The sequence below is a fragment of the Pseudoalteromonas fuliginea genome, from assembly GCF_000690055.1.
Taxonomy (GTDB): domain Bacteria; phylum Pseudomonadota; class Gammaproteobacteria; order Enterobacterales; family Alteromonadaceae; genus Pseudoalteromonas; species Pseudoalteromonas fuliginea.
In genome coordinates this window covers 39,809-57,658 of the sequence record NZ_JJNZ01000029.1, presented here as the reverse complement: position 1 = coordinate 57,658, position 17,850 = coordinate 39,809, and the positions used below count along the sequence as shown (strand labels likewise).

Sequence of the window (17,850 nt, the reverse complement as noted above, 5' to 3'; positions counted from 1 at the left end):
CGCGTTTTAATTTCGTCATTTTTTCACCCAAATTTGTATGCTTATTAGCATAACATTTCTTTCTTAATGGGTGGCCAAAATCACTGTACCACTACAACCAGTGATATTATTTCGTGTTGTGACTAACGATTCTTTAACTGTTGAAATACCTGATTCTTGCTCAATTTTATCCGTATTTAAAAACCGCTCTACTACTTTTAGTTGCTCACTTGATTCTTTGGCTATTTCATGAATTTCATTTTGACCAAAAATTTCAATATTAGGCAATAAATCTAAGGGGGAAAAAGTAGAGATGGATCCGCTTTCATCTTTTACTATTGGGGATTCACCGAAGCGTCTTGATATCTTATATAACTTTCCATGCTTTACTGCTGACTTAACAGTCAACTCAGCAAACCCTGAACCAAGATTTTGCTTTATAACTTTAAGATGCTGTGCTTTTGTTTCTTTACTAATAGGTTCTATTTTTAACACATAACGAATTGACTCTATTAAAGTCGATTTACCTGTTCCTCTGCCACCTATTAAGGTATTTAAATGCTCGGAATAGTTGATATTGATTCCATCGAGAAATCCACCAACAAACCTAACAGACTCTATTCTTGAGTAATATTTTTCTTTAATATCAGAATTAAGGCGAACGCGGGATTCAGAATCTGAAAATGCTAGTTTAAATGAGGAAAAGCAAGGTTTTGACATCTTTACTAAGCAAGTCGCATTTTCTTTTCTCAATGTTTCAGGATCTTCTATATCTTTAGCATTTATAATCGCAATATTTTTTTCACGTTTATAATCAGGATTTTTATTTTGAAGGATCTGATGATTTGCTTGGTCGCCTTGTTCTTTAAGTGCTTCTAATGAAGTTGGGATTTGAGCGGCATATAAATTCTGGTTTTTCCAAATATTGTTTAGCTTTTGTTTTAAAACACCGCTGTCATCTGTGCAATGTGCAGCATATACAAAGCCACCTTTTTCAATAACTGTAGATAGAATAAAGTCTGCACTTTTAGTTGATGGCTTTGTACCGTTAGATGTGTCTATATCAAACTCATATAAATAATTATTTAAAGTCTGAATACTTGTATCTTCTGGATATAAACAAACTAAATGTATTTTCTCGCTAGTTGCAATTTCAAAACCTGGGAAGACGATGACTCCCTGTGCATTAAAAGTTTCTCTAATTTTTGCAACTGAATCAACATTGCCGTGATCCGCTATCCCTACAACTTTTATTGATTCCTCAAGACAAACCTCTAATAATTTCTTATTATAGTCATCTTCTGAACAATCCTGATTCTGTCCCCGATACGTTATATAACTTGCCGGATTTACTTGTAGCGCGCACTTCCAGAATTTTGCTTTAGTGTGTTCAACAGTCATATTAATATATTCAATCCTTAAATTTTAAACCGAGGCTAGCAGGGCTTAATACCAGCTTTCTTAATGGCCTCATTTCCTATTTTTTCGCGAAAAATGTTCTTATTTTATGGACTTCTATTAATAGCAAATTGTGTAAGTTATTACCAATTATAAATATTATGCCGAGGTGGGTTATTATATTGTTAGTTAAAGGACTGATTAGTTGTTAAATATCATTTGAATGCCCATTAACCGTCGCCTTTAACTTAAATCAAACAGCCTCAACACTACCTCAACATCCTTTAGTATATTTCATGTGCATTTTATAACCAAGAAGTGCTAGGTTAGTGGTAAATTAATTGAAGGAAATAATTATGAAATTAGAGTCATTAGCACTGCACCACGGTTACGAATCTGAGGCTACGACCAAATCGGCAGCCGTGCCTATTTATCACACTTCTTCTTATACATTTGACAATACGCAGCATGGTGCTGATTTATTCGATTTAAAAGTACCTGGAAATATTTACACCCGCATAATGAACCCAACCAATGCTGTACTTGAACAACGTATTGCCGCGATGGAAGGGGGTATTGGTGGGCTGGCTGTTGCCTCTGGGATGGCTGCTATTACGTATGCTATTCAATGTTTGTGTGAAGTCGGTACTAACATTGTAAGCACCAGCCAAGTATATGGTGGCACATATAACTTATTTGCTCATACACTACCTAGGCAAGGTATTGAAGCACGCATGATTAAAGCCGATGACTTTACCGCGTTCGATAATGCAATTGACGACAACACTCGCGCTGTTTTTTGTGAATCTATTGGTAACCCGGCAGGTAATATTGTTGATATTGAACGTTTAGCACGTATTGCACACAGCAAAGGTGTGCCGCTTATTGTTGATAATACCGTGGCTACGCCGTATTTATGCCGCCCATTTGAGCTGGGCGCCGACATAGTGGTTCACTCACTTACAAAGTATATAAACGGGCACGGTACTGCCATTGGCGGCATGATTGTCGACTCAGGTAAATTTGATTGGAAAGCGAATGCCACGCGCTTTACAATGATGAACGAGCCCGATCCGTCGTATCACAATGTGGTTTATACCGAAGCTTTTGCTGAAGCTGCATTTATTGGACGTTGTAGAGTAGTGCCACTTAGAAATACCGGCGCAGCGCTTGCCCCTAAAAACGCATCTGACATTTTAATCGGCCTTGAAACCTTAGGCTTAAGAATGGATCGCCACTGCGAAAATGCACAGCACCTGGCTGAGTATTTAGAAAATCATCCAAAAGTGCTTTGGGTTAATTACGCAGGGCTTAAATCAAGCCCGTATAACGAAATGAGTCAAAAAATTACCAGTGGTAAAGCATCGGGTATTTTAAGCTTTGGTATTACGGGTGGCCTAGAAGCGGGTACTCGTTTTATTGATGCGCTAAACATGATTTTACGCTTAGTTAATATTGGCGATGCCAAGTCGCTTGCGTGCCATCCTGCGTCAACTACACACCGCCAGCTAAATGATGAAGAGCTTGCTAATGCGGGTGTAAGTCGCGATTTAATCCGTTTGTCAGTCGGTATTGAAAACATTGCAGACATAATTGCCGATGTAAGCCAAGCGCTCGATAAAGCATAACGTTAATTTAAAGCCTTGAGGTATCGAGGCTTTATTATGTTTTTCTTATATCAACTCGTGGTGTTTCTAAAATCGCTTTTTTTTCATCTTCAGATAATATTATCCAATCAAATATTTCTTCGTTGGTACGCCCACAACCGGTGCAGTAACCGCTGCGCCTTTCGCATATTCCTAGGCAATCAGTTTTAAATTTAGACGGTTTTTTGTTTTGATTTAATTGGCGCATTGTTAAAGTCCTAATGGTGGTGCAATTTCAAAGCGAGAAGAAAACCCATTACCTTCTTGATTAGTAGCAAGTGTAATGACAGGGGTTTTAGTATCAAGTACAAAGGTGCTGTAAATTGAACTTGCTGTTTCTTTTTGGCTTTCAAACCAGCCTGCTTTGGTTAAGCATTGGCGTAATTGCTTAGCCAGTTTTTGATGTGACTTTATTGTTTGCGTTTGTGTTTTAACAGGTGTTTGGCATTGGTAGCTTGCTTGCCCTGACTTATTTAAAGTAACCGTACAGTTTGCTCCAATCATATGAGTATTAGTACGCCATTGATTAGTAAACTGGTTATTTACTTTATCTGTTTTGATTGAATTAAAACCAGACTCATAACCATTTAATAGGTTATTCATGGTGCTGCATTCACCGGGTGTTACTGTGGTTTTTACAGACTGATTCGTTGTAGTAGTGGTTGTTGTAGTCTGATTAGTTTTGCTGGTACAGCCCGCTAAAATAAACGCGATGATAAGAAGAATAATATAGTTTTTCATAGTTCACAGTAACCGATTAATTTAGCCACGCACTATATCACACGTGATTTACTGTAAAAATAAAAAGGCCCATATAAATATGAGCCTCTTTGTTAGTCACAACTAATGCTATTTATGGCGACCTTGCAAGCATTTAACTACATCTTCAAGGGCTAAGCCTTGGCGTTGTAGTAATACTGTCAGGTGATAAATTAAATCAGCAGATTCGTTTGTTAGCTCATCGTTATCGTGTTTCATAGCGGCAAGGGCAACTTCTACGCCTTCTTCACCTACTTTTTGACAACTACGGCTTAAGTCTTTTGCAAATAATGAGGCAGTGTAGCTTTTTGATGGGTCGTCATTTTTACGCTCAACAATCACATCTTCTAATTGTGCTAAAAAGCTTAAACTTGGTTTTGCTTCATCACCAAAACAGCTTTGTGTGCCTAAGTGGCACGTTGGGCCTTCTGGATTGGCAAGTACTAAAATTGAATCGTAGTCACAATCTGTATGCACAGATACTACGTTTAAGTAGTTTTCTGATGATTCACCTTTAGTCCATAAACGCGATTTTGAACGCGAGTAAAACGTTACCTTATTGGTATCAAGCGTAACAGCGAGTGCTTCGCTGTTCATAAAGCCTTGCATTAAAATAACACCCGAGCGGGCATCTTGAATAATAGCAGGGATCATGTCACTTTTAGCGAAATCGACTTGAGCTTGGTTTTGTTGTGTTACTTGCATAATCTTGCTGCCACTTGGTTATCTGTTAAAAATTGTTTTAGTTCGCCAATGTTAATCACATTTTTATGAAAAACGCTGGCGGCTAATGCACCATCTACTTTGCTTTGTTTAAATACATCAACAAAATCTTGCATACTACCCGCACCGCCAGAGGCGATTAAAGGAATATCACACAGCTCGCGAATTTTACTTAGTTGCTCGTTGTCGTAACCGTTACGAACGCCATCTTGGTTCATACAGTTTAATACAATTTCGCCTGCGCCTAGGTCTTGTACGCGTTTAACCCATTCTTGTGTTTTATAGCGCGTACGGCTTGATGCATTAGGATCGCCGGTTAATTGATACACTAAATACTCGCCAGTAATTTCATCAAAAAAGCTGTCAATGCCGACTACAACACATTGCTTACCAAACTCATCGTGTAATTCTTTAATAAGTTCAGGGCGCGCAATAGCAGGGCTGTTGATGCTTATTTTATCAGCACCGCGTTCTAAAACACGCGCTGCATCAGCCACTGATTTAATACCGCCCGCTACACAAAATGGAATATCGATATTTCGTGCAATACTTTCTACCCAATTTACATCAAGTAGGCGTTTTTCAACGCTTGCACTGATTTCGTAAAAAACCAGTTCATCGGCGCCAGCTTCGCTGTAGGCTTTAGCCATTGTTAAAATATCGCCAACAACTTCATGGCCTTTAAATTTAACGCCTTTAACTACTTGGCCGTCTTTAACGTCTAAACATGGGATTATGCGTTTTGATAACATGCCAACGCCTCCTCAACACTAAATGCGCCATCAAGCAATGATTTACCTAAAATAACGCCGCCAACACCTAGCTCTTTAAGCTTTTTAATGTCATCTAGTGAGCTTACGCCCCCTGAGGCTTGCACTTTAATTGTGCTGTTATGGCGAGTTAAATCTTCGTAAAGCTCAAACGATGGACCCGTCATGGTGCCATCTTTACTGATGTCCGTACATAAAAAGTCGATAACACCTAAGCCTACATAAAAATCTACCAGCTCAAGTAAACCAAACTCAGATTCACTTAACCAACCGTGTGTTGCTGGCGCCCAGCCCGTGGCTGTTTTATTTACATCAAGGGCAATTACAAAATGCTCTGCGCCAAATTGCTCAATCCAGGCTTTTACTTGTTCGCGTTTTTCTACTGCCATTGAACCAATAACAACTTGGTTTGCACCGGCTTTTAGCCAATCACTTACATCTTGCTCCGAGCGAATACCGCCGCCCACTTGGTACGGTACGTTAAGTGCTTTGGTTGCAGCTTGAATATGTTTCCACTGTTTTTTACTTGGATCGCGTGCACCTTCTAAATCTACAAGGTGTAGTTTATCTGCGCCACTGTCGGCGTATTCTTTTAAACGCGTGCCAAGTTCGAAAGGGTAAAACTGTGCTGTGTCGTATTTACCTTGGTACAAGCGCACAATTTGATTTTGTAATACGTCTAATGCTGGAATAATCACAAATAATCTCTTTTTTGTTAGTTAATGGGCAGCTTATAACTGCCAATCAACAAAATTTTGTAATAAACGTGCGCCAACTTTTGCGCTGCGCTCTGGGTGAAATTGCATGCCTGCATAATTGTCTTTAGCAACAATGGCTGAAAAGGTTTGACCATATTCGCCGCTCACGAGTGTGGCGTCGTTTACGGTGTGCGCAAAGCTGTGAACAAAATACACTTGCTCATCGAGCGTCAGCCCTTTAGTTAATGCATGCTCTTTGTTAACGCTTAAGTTATTCCAACCCATATGCGGCGACGTTAAATTGCCTACATCAAGCGCTTTTACTTGCCCTGGTATTTTACCCAAGCACTGTACGTTACCTTCTTCGGTACTTTCGCACAGTAACTGCATACCTAAACAAATGCCCATAAGCGGGCGCTGGTATTCATTTATAGCTTGTTGCCAGCCGTTATCTACTAGGCGTTTCATAGCAACCGACGCGTGACCTACACCTGGCAATATAGCGCGCTCAAAACCCGCTAATTGTTCTGGTGAAGTAATTACTGTTGGCGTTTGGCCTAAGCGTTCAAACGCAAAGCGTACTGAATTTATATTGGCACAACCGGTATTAATTATGGCAATCATAAACATCCCTTAGAGCTGGCTGTTTGTTGGGTCGTGTCTTGTGCTACTGCCATACGAAGAGCACGTGAAAACGCTTTAAATAAGCCTTCTACTTGGTGATGACAGTTACCGTCGCTTACCGATAAAATAAGGCTAATAGCGGCGTTATCACTTAAGCTTTTGAAAAAGTGCTCAACCATTTGCACGTCTAAGTCGCCTGCTTTTTCGCGGCTAAAGTTAGCGTTTAATACAAATGATGCACGACCTGATAAATCAATTTGTGCTTCGGCTTTACACTCGTCCATAGGAAGCGCAAAACCATAGCGTGCAATTTGCGATTTAGTGCCAAGCGCTTGTTTAAGTGCGACACCAAGAGCAATACCAATGTCTTCAACAAGGTGGTGCTCATCTATGTGTAAATCGCCTTTGGCTTTAATGTTTAAGCCAATGTTTGCGTGGGTGCGAATTTGATCAAGCATGTGATCAAAAAAGCCAAGTCCGGTGTCTATGCTGCCATTTTTAGTTTGATCTAAGTTTATGGCTACATCAATTTGGGTTTCTTTGGTGTTGCGTGTAACACGACCTTCGCGGTTTGCGGTGGTCAATTTTGTCACTATCGCACTCCAATCACCGTCGTATAAAATACCTTCACAACATAAGTTTTGAGCAAGGCCAATATCGGTCTGGCGATCGCCAATAACAAAAGAGCGCGCTAAGTCTACTTTGCCAGAGCGCATAAGCTCGGTAAGTAAGCCCGTTTTAGGTTTACGGCAATCACAGTTTTGCTCGTCAAAGTGTGGGCAAATTAATACCTCGTCAAAGCTAATGCCTTGGCTTTGCATTATGTCCATCATTTTGTCTTGTGCTATGTCAAAATCAGCAGTAGGAAAGCTATCTGTGCCTAAACCATCTTGGTTAGATACCATTACTAAACGGTAACCTGCCGCTTGTAATTGTAACAACGCAGGGATAACGCCAGGTAAAAATGCTAGCTTTTCAAGGCTATCTACCTGTTTGTCGGTAATTGGCTCTTCAATAATAGTGCCGTCGCGGTCTATAAATAAATAGGGGTTACTCATGATACTTCGTTTCCTGCTAAAGATGCTGCGGTAGCCGGCGTTTGTAAGCCATCTAACCAAATTTTTACTTGTTCAAGTTCTTGTTCACTGCCAATTGAAATTCGTAGCCAGTCGTCTTCACCGTATAGTGTAAAAGCGCGCATAACCAAACCTTGCTCAAGTGCAATTTTAAAATAGTTTTTATCGGCTAATTTTAAAGTAACAAAGTTACCTTCACCAGTGAGAATTTTTAATGCAGCAGGGGAGGCGTTTAGCCAATCTACCAACTTAGCTTTTAAGCTATTTAAAATAGTAACTTGGCGACGCATTGATGTAATTGCATCGGGTGCAATTGCTTGCGCTGCAATACTTGCTACAACGCCAGATACTGGATACGGCGCAATGACTTTACGAATTGGCGCTAGTACGCTCGCTTGTGCAAGCGTAAAGCCTGTTCTGAGCCCTGCTAGCGCAAAGGCTTTAGAAAGCGTACGCAAAACCACTACATTACTAAACTCATTAATAAGCTTAGTCGCGCTTTGCTCTGGGCAAAACTCTATATAGGCTTCATCAACAATAACTAATGCTTTACCTGCAAGTGCTGTTGCAATCGCTTTTACTTTATCAAGTGGTGTTAGGCTGCCCGTTGGATTATTTGGGTTACAAATAAATACTAGTTTTGAGCTGCCAACAGCTGCGACTATTTCGTCAGCACTGCCACTTAATAATAACTCTTGGGTAAGCGCGTTAATACTAACGTTGTGTGTATCGGCGGTAACTTTGTACATACCGTAGGTTGGTAAAAATAGCGCAATACTATCTTTAGCTGGCTCACAGTATGTGCGCACTAAAAGCTCAATGCCTTCATCTGCGCCGCGCGTCATTAATACATTTTCGCTTTCAAGCTCTGTATAAGCGGCGTAACGGTCAATAACCAGTTGCGGTTGTGGGTCGGGGTAGCGATTTAAATCCTCAATACTCAGTTCAAGATTTTTAGCATACGGGCTTTCGTTAGCATTTAGCCACGTAGTACCGGTTAGCTTTTCACTTTTTGCAGAGCTGTATGCAGCAAGGGCTGCAATATTCTTAGGTAATAAGCTAGACGCTTGTGCGCTCTCATTGCTCATTTTTAATTGCCTCTAAACGAATTGAAACCGCATTAGCGTGGGCATCAAGGCCTTCTGCATCTGCAAGTGGTAAAATTGCTTTTGAAAGCTGCGTTAAACCACTTTTAGTAATTGTTTGCACTGTGTATGTACGAAAAAAATCAAGCAAGTTTAAACTCGAGTATGTTGCACTGTAACCATATGTTGGTAACACGTGGTTAGTACCCGATGCGTAATCGCCTGCAGATTCTGGTGTGTAGTCACCTACAAATACTGAGCCTGCATTTTTAACTTTATCTAGGTAAGGTGTTGCATCGCCTAGTTGTAAAATTAAGTGCTCTGGGCCGTATTGCGCCGATACGTCAAATGCTTGCTCAACTGAATCAACCAAAATAAGTGAAGAATTAGCGAGCGCTTGCTCGGCTGTTTCTTTGCGGCTCAAACTAGCTAATTGGCGTGTAAGTGCCTGCTGAGTTTGTTCTACAATACTTTCGCTGTTACATAATAAAATAACTTGCGAGTCTGCGCCGTGCTCTGCTTGTGAGAGTAAATCGGCGGCTATAAATTCTGGGTTTGCACGTTCATCTGCAATAACTAATACTTCAGAAGGACCTGCTGGCATATCAATGGCCATACCTGGGATAGTTTGCGCAACGAGCTGTTTAGCCATTGTTACGAAGCTATTACCTGGGCCAAAAATTTTGTTTACTTTAGGAACCGATTCGGTGCCATAAGCCATTGCTGCAATTGCGCCTGCGCCACCACTTTCTATCAAAGTAGTAATGCCACATAACTTAGCTGCATATAAAATAGCAGGGTTAATTGCTTTATCACCTTGTACCGGCGTAGCTAGTACAACGGTTTTAGCGCCGCTTAACTGTGCTAATACACCTTGCATAATGACCGACGATGGCAGTGGAGCACTGCCACCGGGTACATAAATACCGACTGCTTCGATGGCTTGATATTTCAGTTCACATACAACGCCTGGTTGGGTTGATAATTTAATATCTTTTGGCAACTGCGCTTCGTGAAAACGTTTAACATTTGCATAAGCGGTGTCAATTGCGTATTTAAGCTCAGCACTTAGTGCTTGCTCAGATGCGTTAATTTCATCTAGCGGTACGCGCAAACGTGGGTTAGCTCTATTATCAAACTCTTTGGCCATGCTAAGTAAGGCCTCATCGCCTTGCTCTTTTACGTTAGCTAAAATAGTTTTGCATATTGCTTCAACCTTTGCGCTTACAGAAACTGCAGGGCGCATTAGCGCCGCTGCTTGTACTTGTGAAGATTCCTCATTCCAACGAAGCATGGTACTTACTCCATCATTTTTTCAATTGGCATAACTAAAATAGAGTTGGCGCCTAGGGCTTTTAACTGCTCCATTGTTTCCCAAAATAATGTTTCGCTGCTTACCATGTGCAGTGCTACGTATTCTTCATTACCCGCAAGGGCAAGTAGAGTCGGTTGACCAGAACCAGGTAAAATTTCACAAATTTCATCAAGTTTGTTTTTTGGTGCGTGTAGCATGATGTATTTGCTTTCTTTAGCTTGTCTAACACCACGTAGGCGCGGCATAAGCTTATTGATTAGTGCTAGTTTGTCAGCGTCTTGCAGATCTTTATTTTGAATTAAACATGCGTTTGATTCTAAAATTGTATCACCTTGAATTAAGCCGTTAGCTTCAAGTGTTGCGCCAGTTGATACTAAATCACAAATTGCATCAGATAAACCCGCACGTGGTGCTACTTCAACAGAGCCCGTAAGCATTACTGTACTTGCGTTAATGCCTTCGCGCTTTAACCATTGAGTTAAAATTTCTGGGTAGGTAGTTGCAATACGTTTGCCTTCAAACCAGCTTTTATCGCGAGCGCCTAGCTCTTGTGGCCATGCAAGTGCAAGACGACAGTAACCAAAATCTAGTTTTGAAAGTTTGTTTACTTCGCTGGGAACACCTTGACGTTCACGTTCTGCTTGAACTTCTACTAGTACGTTTTCGCCAACTATACCTAAGTCACATACACCGTCCATTACTAAACCCGGAATATCGTCATCGCGCACACGTAGTACGTCAATTGGCATATTAGTTGAGTGTGCAATTAAGCGTTGTTCACGAAGGTTAAGTTTAACACCTAACTGTTTTAACAGATCTTGACAATCTTTAGATAGGCGGCCGCCTTTTTGGATGGCGATACGTAGACGATTACTGTTGTTCATTATTCATTTTCCTTTAATTTAAAAACTAAAAACCCCGAGGGGAACCTCAGGGCGAAAATGAATCAATGTTATTTGAATCGCCAGAGGTTCCTTTTAGGAATAACCTCTCAGCGAAAGACCTGACAGGTTATTCCGGTGAATGGTGGTGATGATGTACTGTTGTCAGGTTTAAGCGCATTTTTTGTCCTATGTAACTGCCCGTAAGTTCGCAAACGTGCAGTTGTTATTTGTTTAAATAAATTTCGCATTCATAAAAACATAAACGGCCATATTATGGCAAGTTTTTTTTAGCTTAATTAAAGCATATGTTATAACTGTCGATAATATTAAGATAATAAGCGCAATTTTAGCGAATAATTGTTTGTTTATCATTCAAATTTAGCATTTTGATAATCAAACAGTTAAATAAGGAAGTACGTATGGATATCATGATCCCTTATTTAGGAAGAATCACCAGGCTAGAAGTTGAGTCAAAAGGCGCTTTCCATATTGCGGGTGTGCAAAGTGGATCGGCTACTGAAAAAGTTGAACTAGAGAATAAAAAAAGGCGTGAGTTACAAAAAAAGAAACAGCTCAATATGCTTGATGATCAAAATAGTAAAAAAAAGTCTAACGTAGACGATGACGAAAACCCCCATTTAGATACATGGGCTTGATAATACCAACTTTACTAAATACATAAGCAATTAACTCAAAAAGGCCCTTGCGGGCCTTTTTGCTTATGCCAATTAGCTTAAACTCTTAAGCAGATTAGCATTACTCTTGGTTTTTGCTTTTAAATATATAAAAGCTAAATATTGCAAACACACATACCTGAGCCACAATACCTTGCCATGTCGATTTTATACCAAGCCATGCTATATCAAAGCTTATTGGTAGCGACGCAATACCTATTATATCGGCCTCTTGTAATGCAATAACGGCTTTGCCCATAAGTACAAACGAGAGTGCAAATAGTAGGTAAGTGGTAATGTAAAAAAACTTAGCCACCGGTAATTTAATTGAGTATTTAATTAATACCCACGTAATAATAGCCAGTATTGCTATAGCTATCGCAAAACCCGATGCGATAGATGAATATTGAGCAGGCGAGCTTTGCGTTAATAATGACTGATAAAACAGCACGGTTTCGAATACTTCTCGGTATACGGCAATAAAAGAAAGCCCCGCTAATCCCCATAATGTACCCGACTCAAGGCGCTTATCTATATTGTCTTTTATATATTTTTGCCATTGTTGCGCACTTGTTTTACTGTGCATCCATACGCCAACATACAGTAAAATTACAGCGGCAAATAATGCGCCAACACCTTCCATTACTTCGCGGCTCGCACCACTTATTTCTATTAATGTTTGCGCAGCAGCCCACGTTAAACCACCAGCAATAAGTGCTGTTATCCAACCAATATGTACATATTTTAGCGCATCTTTGCGTTTAGTTTTAATAAGCACAGTCATAAGGGCAATAATAACTAAGAGTGCTTCTAAGCCTTCTCGCAGTAATATAACTAAACTTGCTGAAAGTAGCGCGCCGTCAGTTAGCTTAGTTTCGTTTAGCATGCTATCTGCTTTAGCGAGTTGAGTTAGTGCGGCACTTACTTTTTCGGCAACAACGGCCGTATCTTTTTCGTTTTTGAATGTTTGGCGCAGGTTCATCAGTCGTACTTCGATGTTTTTACGCAGTGTTTCATCGTAGGCATTTAAGTTGTTTTCAACAAGCTCAAAGCCATCTAAGTATGCGCTAATTGCTAAATCACTTGCTTGTGAGTAATTGCCTTTAGCATGTGCGGCTTGCGCTGCAAGTAACTGCGTGCGAGTAACTGTTATCGGATTTTTGTTAGCGCTAAATAATTGCTCTGGATTACCACGAAGCCATTTAACGTAATGTGCTTGTGCTTCACTTTGACCTGCCGATAATTGTGCGGGGTTTAGGTTTACAATCTGCGAAGCGGTAATGTTTTGTTCTACAGTTTGTGGTTTTTGAACATCTTTAAATGCCAAGCTACCTACATAAAAAGCTAAAGACCATCGTTGTTGTTCATTAAATTGGGTAAAAGCAACCATAGGTGTGTCGTCAATGCCGTTACTTACAGCGTCAAACAACCCCATTAAAGAGCGGTTTGTTGCGCGTTCTTCATCGGTAAAGTTGGTAGGCTCTGGCGATAAGTTTTTTGCAAGCGGGCCGTCGCCTTGACCATTTGGGCCGTGGCACATTGAGCAGTTAGTAGCAAAAAGCGCTTTAGTTTGCTCAACGGGAAGTAGTGATGTAGGTAACGATAGTTGCGGCATAAAGGTAAGTAGTGACTCACGAAGTGCTGAGCTTGCTGCACGTACATCTACAACACTCGCTTTATTAGCAATCGCTGTATGCAGTGCTTTAGCTTGTGCTTTTACTGTATCAAACTCATTGGTTTGGCCTGATAGCTGTCCAGCTTGCTCAATAATGACGTGCGAAAATTCAGTCATTTCTTGATATTCGTCAGGGTCAAGTATTTCACCATTTCCAACAGCTGCCACGTAATCTACACCTACATACTCTGCAAGCTGTGCAATTTGTTTTATTTTTGTTTGCTCATTAGGTGAGGCCGACACATTAAAGCTTGCCATAGCCATTATAAAAAGCACAAAAAAACAATGAAATTGATGTTTGCCCAGAGATACAAAATTAAAAAACACGTGAGAATTATTTTTGGACATTGAAAAGCCCTACAGAGGAAAAGCCAAAATTATAATTGTTTTCATTTGTATTTCAAGCGGATTAATTTAAACAAAGCAGATAAATAAAAAGGATAACAATTTATAGAACTTTAAAGTGTTTTTGTAACACGAAAGTAACAGTAACCAAGTGATTTATATAATAACTTGGTTACTGATTTGATTGCTCACAAAGCATTTATTACTTTGCTTGCTCAGCTGACTTAATGCTGCTTTGAATAAGCGGCGAGATAGTTAAACCTTGTACAATAATAGAAAATATAACCACAACGTAAGTAACAATAACAATAAGGTTGTGTAAGTCAGAGCCGCCTACAAAAACTTGCTCGCGAGGGATTGCTGCCGCCATTGCAAGTGCAAGTCCGCCACGTAAACCACCCCAAGTTAATATTTTAACACTGTGCTTGTCGTAAGTTCTAAAGCGTTTAAAGATAACAAAGGGTGCGCCTACGCTAATAAAGCGTGCTAGTAATACTGCAGGTACCATTAGTAAGCCTAAGCCAATTTCCCCGATTGTAATAGGCATAGTCACAATTAGCATACCAATTATTAAAAACAGTAGGGCATTTAAAAAGCTATCGGTTGCATGCCAAAAATCTTTTACGTAACGAGTATCTTCAGGCCCCGTGCGCTCGGTTGCTTTAGTACGAGTAATGTTACCCATTAATATGCCGCTCGTTACCATGGCAAGTGCGCCTGATATTTCCCAAATATTTGCAGCAGCAAAACCTGCAGTAGGAATAGTTAAGGTTATCAATAAACGAATATTTACATCGCGGCTGTTAATAATTAAAAAGTGGCCAACCAAAGCGATAACCAAACCAAACGCAATACCGCCTAGGGCGTCTACAAAAAAGAGTTCTGCTATATCGCCAAATTGTGCATCGGTGCCATAAAAAGCAACCGAAAAAATGGTCGTAAATATTACTAAACCAATACCGTCGTTAAATAGCGACTCACCTTCTACTTGAACTGAGATTCCTTCTGGCGCTCGCATTTGTTTAATAATAGCAAGTACAGCAATAGGGTCGGTTGGGCTAATAAGCGCACCAAATAATAAACAATAAATAAAAGGCACTGACCAGCCAAGAAAAGCAAATAAGTAAAAGCTTAAGTAGCCAACAATAAAAGTAGAAACAAGAGTGGAAAACAGTACCAACACCGTTATTTCCCAGCGTTGTTTTCTAAGTGCTAACAGGTTTATTTCCAGTGCACCTGCATAAAGCAAGAAACCTAACATACCTTTGAGGAGTAATTCGTTAAAGTTAATACTCGAGACGATTTTTGTCATTTCAAGTGCGTTTTGATCGCCTAATAATTTTACTGCAACAATCAAAAGTAAAGAAATAACAACCGAGCCTGTAGTTATTGCAATAGTAGTTTGCATTTTGAGGATGTACTGATTTGCAAATGCAATAAAAATTGCAAGTGCAGAGAGAAAACAAATGAGGTACCAAGCATTCATTTAATAACCTTAATTAACGAGAAAAACATATGGTTAAGCGGGATCTAAACATGCCTATGTTACTCCCGAGATATAGCTATGTCACAGTGTTTGTTAGACAATTTGTATTTTTATTTTTAATAAAAATAGTTTTAGTAAATAACAAATTAAAGATGTTAAAGCTTCAGCCACGCCTTTAAAAATAGGTTTGTTTTTTAGGCCTTTTGTTAAATTTAATAGTGTTTGTATTGTAAAAATCACTTTATTAAATTTATACACTTAATTGTATTATTTTTATTTCAATATGTTACTCAAAGTAAATAAATGTTTACATTGTGTTAATTAAATGTTTTTAATATTTGATGGTTTTTTATTAAGCTGTTGAATTAAATGTTTTTAATTTATTTTTTAATACTTTAATTGTAAATTTTTTGTTTCATTTTCAATTGTATGATTTGTAGCCTAGGATTGCTTTAATCGGGAACAAGATGTACCGATTAATAAAAGTATATTCAAACAAATAAACAAATGGAGCGTAAACGTGAATTTATCAAAAATCACAATAGCAACACTTGCTGCCTTTACTTTGGTACAAGCAACAAGCGCAGTAGCTGCAAATAAAAAATATTTAAATCAACAAGCAAATATAAATAATTCAGCACAAAATGGTGTGTCTTCTGTATTGATGGTTAGCCCTGATCAGTTAGTAGGTTTAGAGGCAGGAAATGAGCTGGTTGTATTAAAAGAAATAAAAAGTAATAACGGTGATACAACTCGTCGTTATCAACAAGTATATAATGGATTACCGGTAATTGGAGATACGGTGAGCTTGACGTTTAACAATAATGGGCAACTTAAACGTGCTCATGGTGCTGCTGTATATGATATATCAAGCGATATTGACACAGTTACTCCAAAGTTAAATCAAAAATTGGCAGTAGCTAAGGGATTGCAAAAATCATCTGCAGCGATAAAGTCTGTTGGCTTAGAAAAACATAATGAAAAATCACAATTAGCCATTTGGGTTGATGAGCAAGGTGAAGCGCATTTGGTTTATGAAGTGTCTTATGTTACTTACGGAAGTAACCCATCACGTCCATATCAAATCATAGATGCAAATTCTGGAGATGTACTTTTTAGCTTTGATAACCTTCAACATGCTGATGCGACAGGCCCAGGTGGTAATCTAAAAACCGGGAAATACATTTATGGCACTGATTTTGATAGCTTAAATGTAAGTCAGACAGGCAATAACTGTTCAATGAATACCACAAATGTAAAAACCATTAACCTAAATGGTGGTACTAGTGGCTCAAGTGCATATTCATTTACATGTCCTGAAAATACCTTTAAAGAAATTAATGGTGCCTATTCGCCACTTAATGATGCACATTATTTTGGTAACGTAATTTTTAATATGTATAACGATTGGATTGGTACGCCGCCGCTTTCATTCCAACTGCAAATGCGAGTTCACTATAGTAGTAACTATGAAAATGCATTTTGGGATGGCAGTGCGATGACCTTTGGTGATGGCCAAAATACGTTTTATCCACTTGTTAGCCTAGACGTATCAGCTCATGAAGTAAGCCACGGCTTTACTGAGCAAAACTCAGGTTTAGTTTACAGTGGAAAGTCAGGTGGTTTAAACGAAGCATTCTCTGATATGGCTGGTGAAGCGGCTGAATTTTACATGAAAGGCACAAACGATTGGTTAGTTGGTAAAGATATATTTAAAGGCAACGGTGCTCTTCGTTACATGAATAATCCAACACAAGATGGTAGATCAATTGATAATCAATCAAGCTACTCTTCAGGAATGGATGTTCATTATAGTTCTGGGGTGTTTAATAAAGCATTTTATAACTTAGCAACTACATCTGGTTGGGATACTGAAAAGGCATTTAAAGTGATGGCTCGTGCAAACCAATTATATTGGACTGCAAGCACTAACTGGGATCTTGCTGGTAACGGCGTTATGGATGCAGCTTGTGATTTAAATTACGATCCAAGTGCTGTTAAAGCAGCCCTAAGTGCTGTTGGCGTAAACTCTAATTTAAGTTCGGGTAGTTCATGTGGCACAACCACTCCGCCAGCGGAAGATGAAGCGTTATCTAATGGCGTTACTCGTACTGGTATAAGTGGCTCAGCTAAAGAGCAGTTGTTTTTTACACTTGATGTACCAGCGGGTGCTAGCAATTTAGTATTTAATACTAATGGCGGCTCTGGTGATGCAGATTTATACGTACGATTTGGAAGCAAACCCACACTTAGCACTTATGATTGCAACAGTACAACTTCTACAAGTACTGAAAGCTGCTCTATAGGTAGTGCTCAAGCGGGTACATACTACGTTATGGTAGAGGCATGGAATGCTATTTCAGGCGTTTCATTAACAGGTAGTTATGACGGGTCTACTGGCGGAGGTGTTTCGCCAATTAACCGTACAGAAAGCAATGTGAGTGTTGCTTCAGGTGGTTGGACACGCTTTACGCAAAATTTAGATGCAGGGTATTCTTCACTCGATATTTCAATGGCCGGTGGTTCTGGTGATGCTGATTTATATGTAAATTTTGGTTCAGCATCTAGTACTAGCTCTTATGAGTGCCGCCCATATAAAAATGGAAACGTTGAAACGTGTACGATAGAAAATCCTCAAGCAGGTACATGGTATATAGACTTACAAGGTTATAGCGCGGCAAGCGGTATAACATTAAGTATTTCAGCCAATTAA

General features: G+C 39.4%; 16 protein-coding genes. 3 read left to right on the top strand and 13 right to left on the bottom strand.

The genetic code is table 11. The features are described from left to right. Positions 1 to 63: 63 nt before the first annotated feature. The gene (locus DC53_RS10435; protein WP_050484138.1) at positions 64 to 1,380 is read right to left on the bottom strand and encodes a hypothetical protein; all 1,317 of its coding nucleotides are present in this window, start codon (positions 1,378 to 1,380) and stop codon (positions 64 to 66) included. A 353-nt stretch (positions 1,381 to 1,733) separates the two neighbouring features. Between DC53_RS10435 and DC53_RS10440 the strand changes: the two genes are divergently transcribed. Continuing rightward, positions 1,734 to 3,005: an O-acetylhomoserine aminocarboxypropyltransferase/cysteine synthase family protein gene (locus DC53_RS10440; protein WP_033029709.1), complete on the top strand. Its 1,272-nt coding sequence runs from the start codon at positions 1,734 to 1,736 to the stop codon at positions 3,003 to 3,005. A 34-nt stretch (positions 3,006 to 3,039) separates the two neighbouring features. Here the strand turns inward: DC53_RS10440 and DC53_RS10445 are convergent, their stop codons facing one another. From DC53_RS10445 to hisG, 10 genes are all read right to left on the bottom strand, one after another. Then, on the bottom strand, positions 3,040 to 3,231 hold the full coding sequence (locus tag DC53_RS10445; protein ID WP_033029706.1) for a DUF1289 domain-containing protein: 192 nt from the start codon (positions 3,229 to 3,231) through the stop codon (positions 3,040 to 3,042). A 2-nt stretch (positions 3,232 to 3,233) separates the two neighbouring features. Beyond that, the gene (locus tag DC53_RS10450; RefSeq protein WP_033029704.1) at positions 3,234 to 3,764 is read right to left on the bottom strand and encodes a hypothetical protein; all 531 of its coding nucleotides are present in this window, start codon (positions 3,762 to 3,764) and stop codon (positions 3,234 to 3,236) included. Positions 3,765 to 3,872: 108 nt separating this feature from the next. Beyond that, positions 3,873 to 4,487, bottom strand: a complete 615-nt coding sequence (gene hisIE, locus DC53_RS10455) for a bifunctional phosphoribosyl-AMP cyclohydrolase/phosphoribosyl-ATP diphosphatase HisIE (RefSeq protein WP_033029702.1) — start codon at positions 4,485 to 4,487, stop codon at positions 3,873 to 3,875. Next, positions 4,478 to 5,257, bottom strand: coding sequence for an imidazole glycerol phosphate synthase subunit HisF (hisF, locus tag DC53_RS10460; protein ID WP_007376298.1), 780 nt, complete (start codon positions 5,255 to 5,257; stop codon positions 4,478 to 4,480). Before hisF ends, hisIE begins: the two co-directional genes overlap by 10 nt. Next, a complete protein-coding gene (locus DC53_RS10465; RefSeq protein ID WP_033029700.1) occupies positions 5,239 to 5,973 on the bottom strand; it encodes a 1-(5-phosphoribosyl)-5-[(5-phosphoribosylamino)methylideneamino] imidazole-4-carboxamide isomerase in 735 nt (244 codons plus the stop codon). Before DC53_RS10465 ends, hisF begins: the two co-directional genes overlap by 19 nt. 33 nt (positions 5,974 to 6,006) lie before the next feature. Next, entirely contained in the window at positions 6,007 to 6,597 is a 591-nt protein-coding gene (gene hisH / locus DC53_RS10470; protein WP_002960265.1) for an imidazole glycerol phosphate synthase subunit HisH, read from the bottom strand. Then, a complete protein-coding gene (gene hisB / locus DC53_RS10475) occupies positions 6,594 to 7,655 on the bottom strand; it encodes a bifunctional histidinol-phosphatase/imidazoleglycerol-phosphate dehydratase HisB (protein ID WP_008138596.1) in 1,062 nt (353 codons plus the stop codon). Before hisB ends, hisH begins: the two co-directional genes overlap by 4 nt. Beyond that, complete coding sequence (hisC, locus tag DC53_RS10480; RefSeq protein WP_033029698.1) at positions 7,652 to 8,761, bottom strand: histidinol-phosphate transaminase; 1,110 nt, start codon at positions 8,759 to 8,761, stop codon at positions 7,652 to 7,654. The genes hisB and hisC overlap by 4 nt, the downstream gene beginning before the upstream one ends. Next, positions 8,751 to 10,052, bottom strand: a complete 1,302-nt coding sequence (hisD, locus tag DC53_RS10485; protein ID WP_033029696.1) for a histidinol dehydrogenase — start codon at positions 10,050 to 10,052, stop codon at positions 8,751 to 8,753. The genes hisC and hisD overlap by 11 nt, the downstream gene beginning before the upstream one ends. Positions 10,053 to 10,057: 5 nt before the next feature. Further along, a complete protein-coding gene (gene hisG / locus DC53_RS10490; RefSeq protein ID WP_007376294.1) occupies positions 10,058 to 10,957 on the bottom strand; it encodes an ATP phosphoribosyltransferase in 900 nt (299 codons plus the stop codon). A 419-nt stretch (positions 10,958 to 11,376) separates the two neighbouring features. Here hisG and DC53_RS10495 point away from each other — a divergent pair, with 419 nt between their 5' ends. Beyond that, positions 11,377 to 11,613 (top strand): hypothetical protein, encoded by a 237-nt coding sequence (locus DC53_RS10495; RefSeq protein ID WP_033029694.1) that lies wholly within the window; start codon positions 11,377 to 11,379, stop codon positions 11,611 to 11,613. A gap of 100 nt (positions 11,614 to 11,713) precedes the next feature. Here DC53_RS10495 and DC53_RS10500 read toward each other — a convergent pair whose 3' ends face one another. Both DC53_RS10500 and DC53_RS10505 read right to left on the bottom strand, forming a co-directional pair. Further along, positions 11,714 to 13,570 carry a cytochrome c/FTR1 family iron permease gene (locus tag DC53_RS10500; protein WP_081824561.1) on the bottom strand — a complete coding sequence of 619 codons (1,857 nt, stop codon included), beginning with the start codon at positions 13,568 to 13,570 and terminating at the stop codon, positions 11,714 to 11,716. 283 nt (positions 13,571 to 13,853) lie between these two features. After that, a complete protein-coding gene (locus DC53_RS10505) occupies positions 13,854 to 15,137 on the bottom strand; it encodes a cation:proton antiporter (RefSeq protein ID WP_033029692.1) in 1,284 nt (427 codons plus the stop codon). A gap of 520 nt (positions 15,138 to 15,657) precedes the next feature. Between DC53_RS10505 and DC53_RS10510 the strand changes: the two genes are divergently transcribed. After that, complete coding sequence (locus DC53_RS10510) at positions 15,658 to 17,850, top strand: M4 family metallopeptidase (protein ID WP_008138583.1); 2,193 nt, start codon at positions 15,658 to 15,660, stop codon at positions 17,848 to 17,850.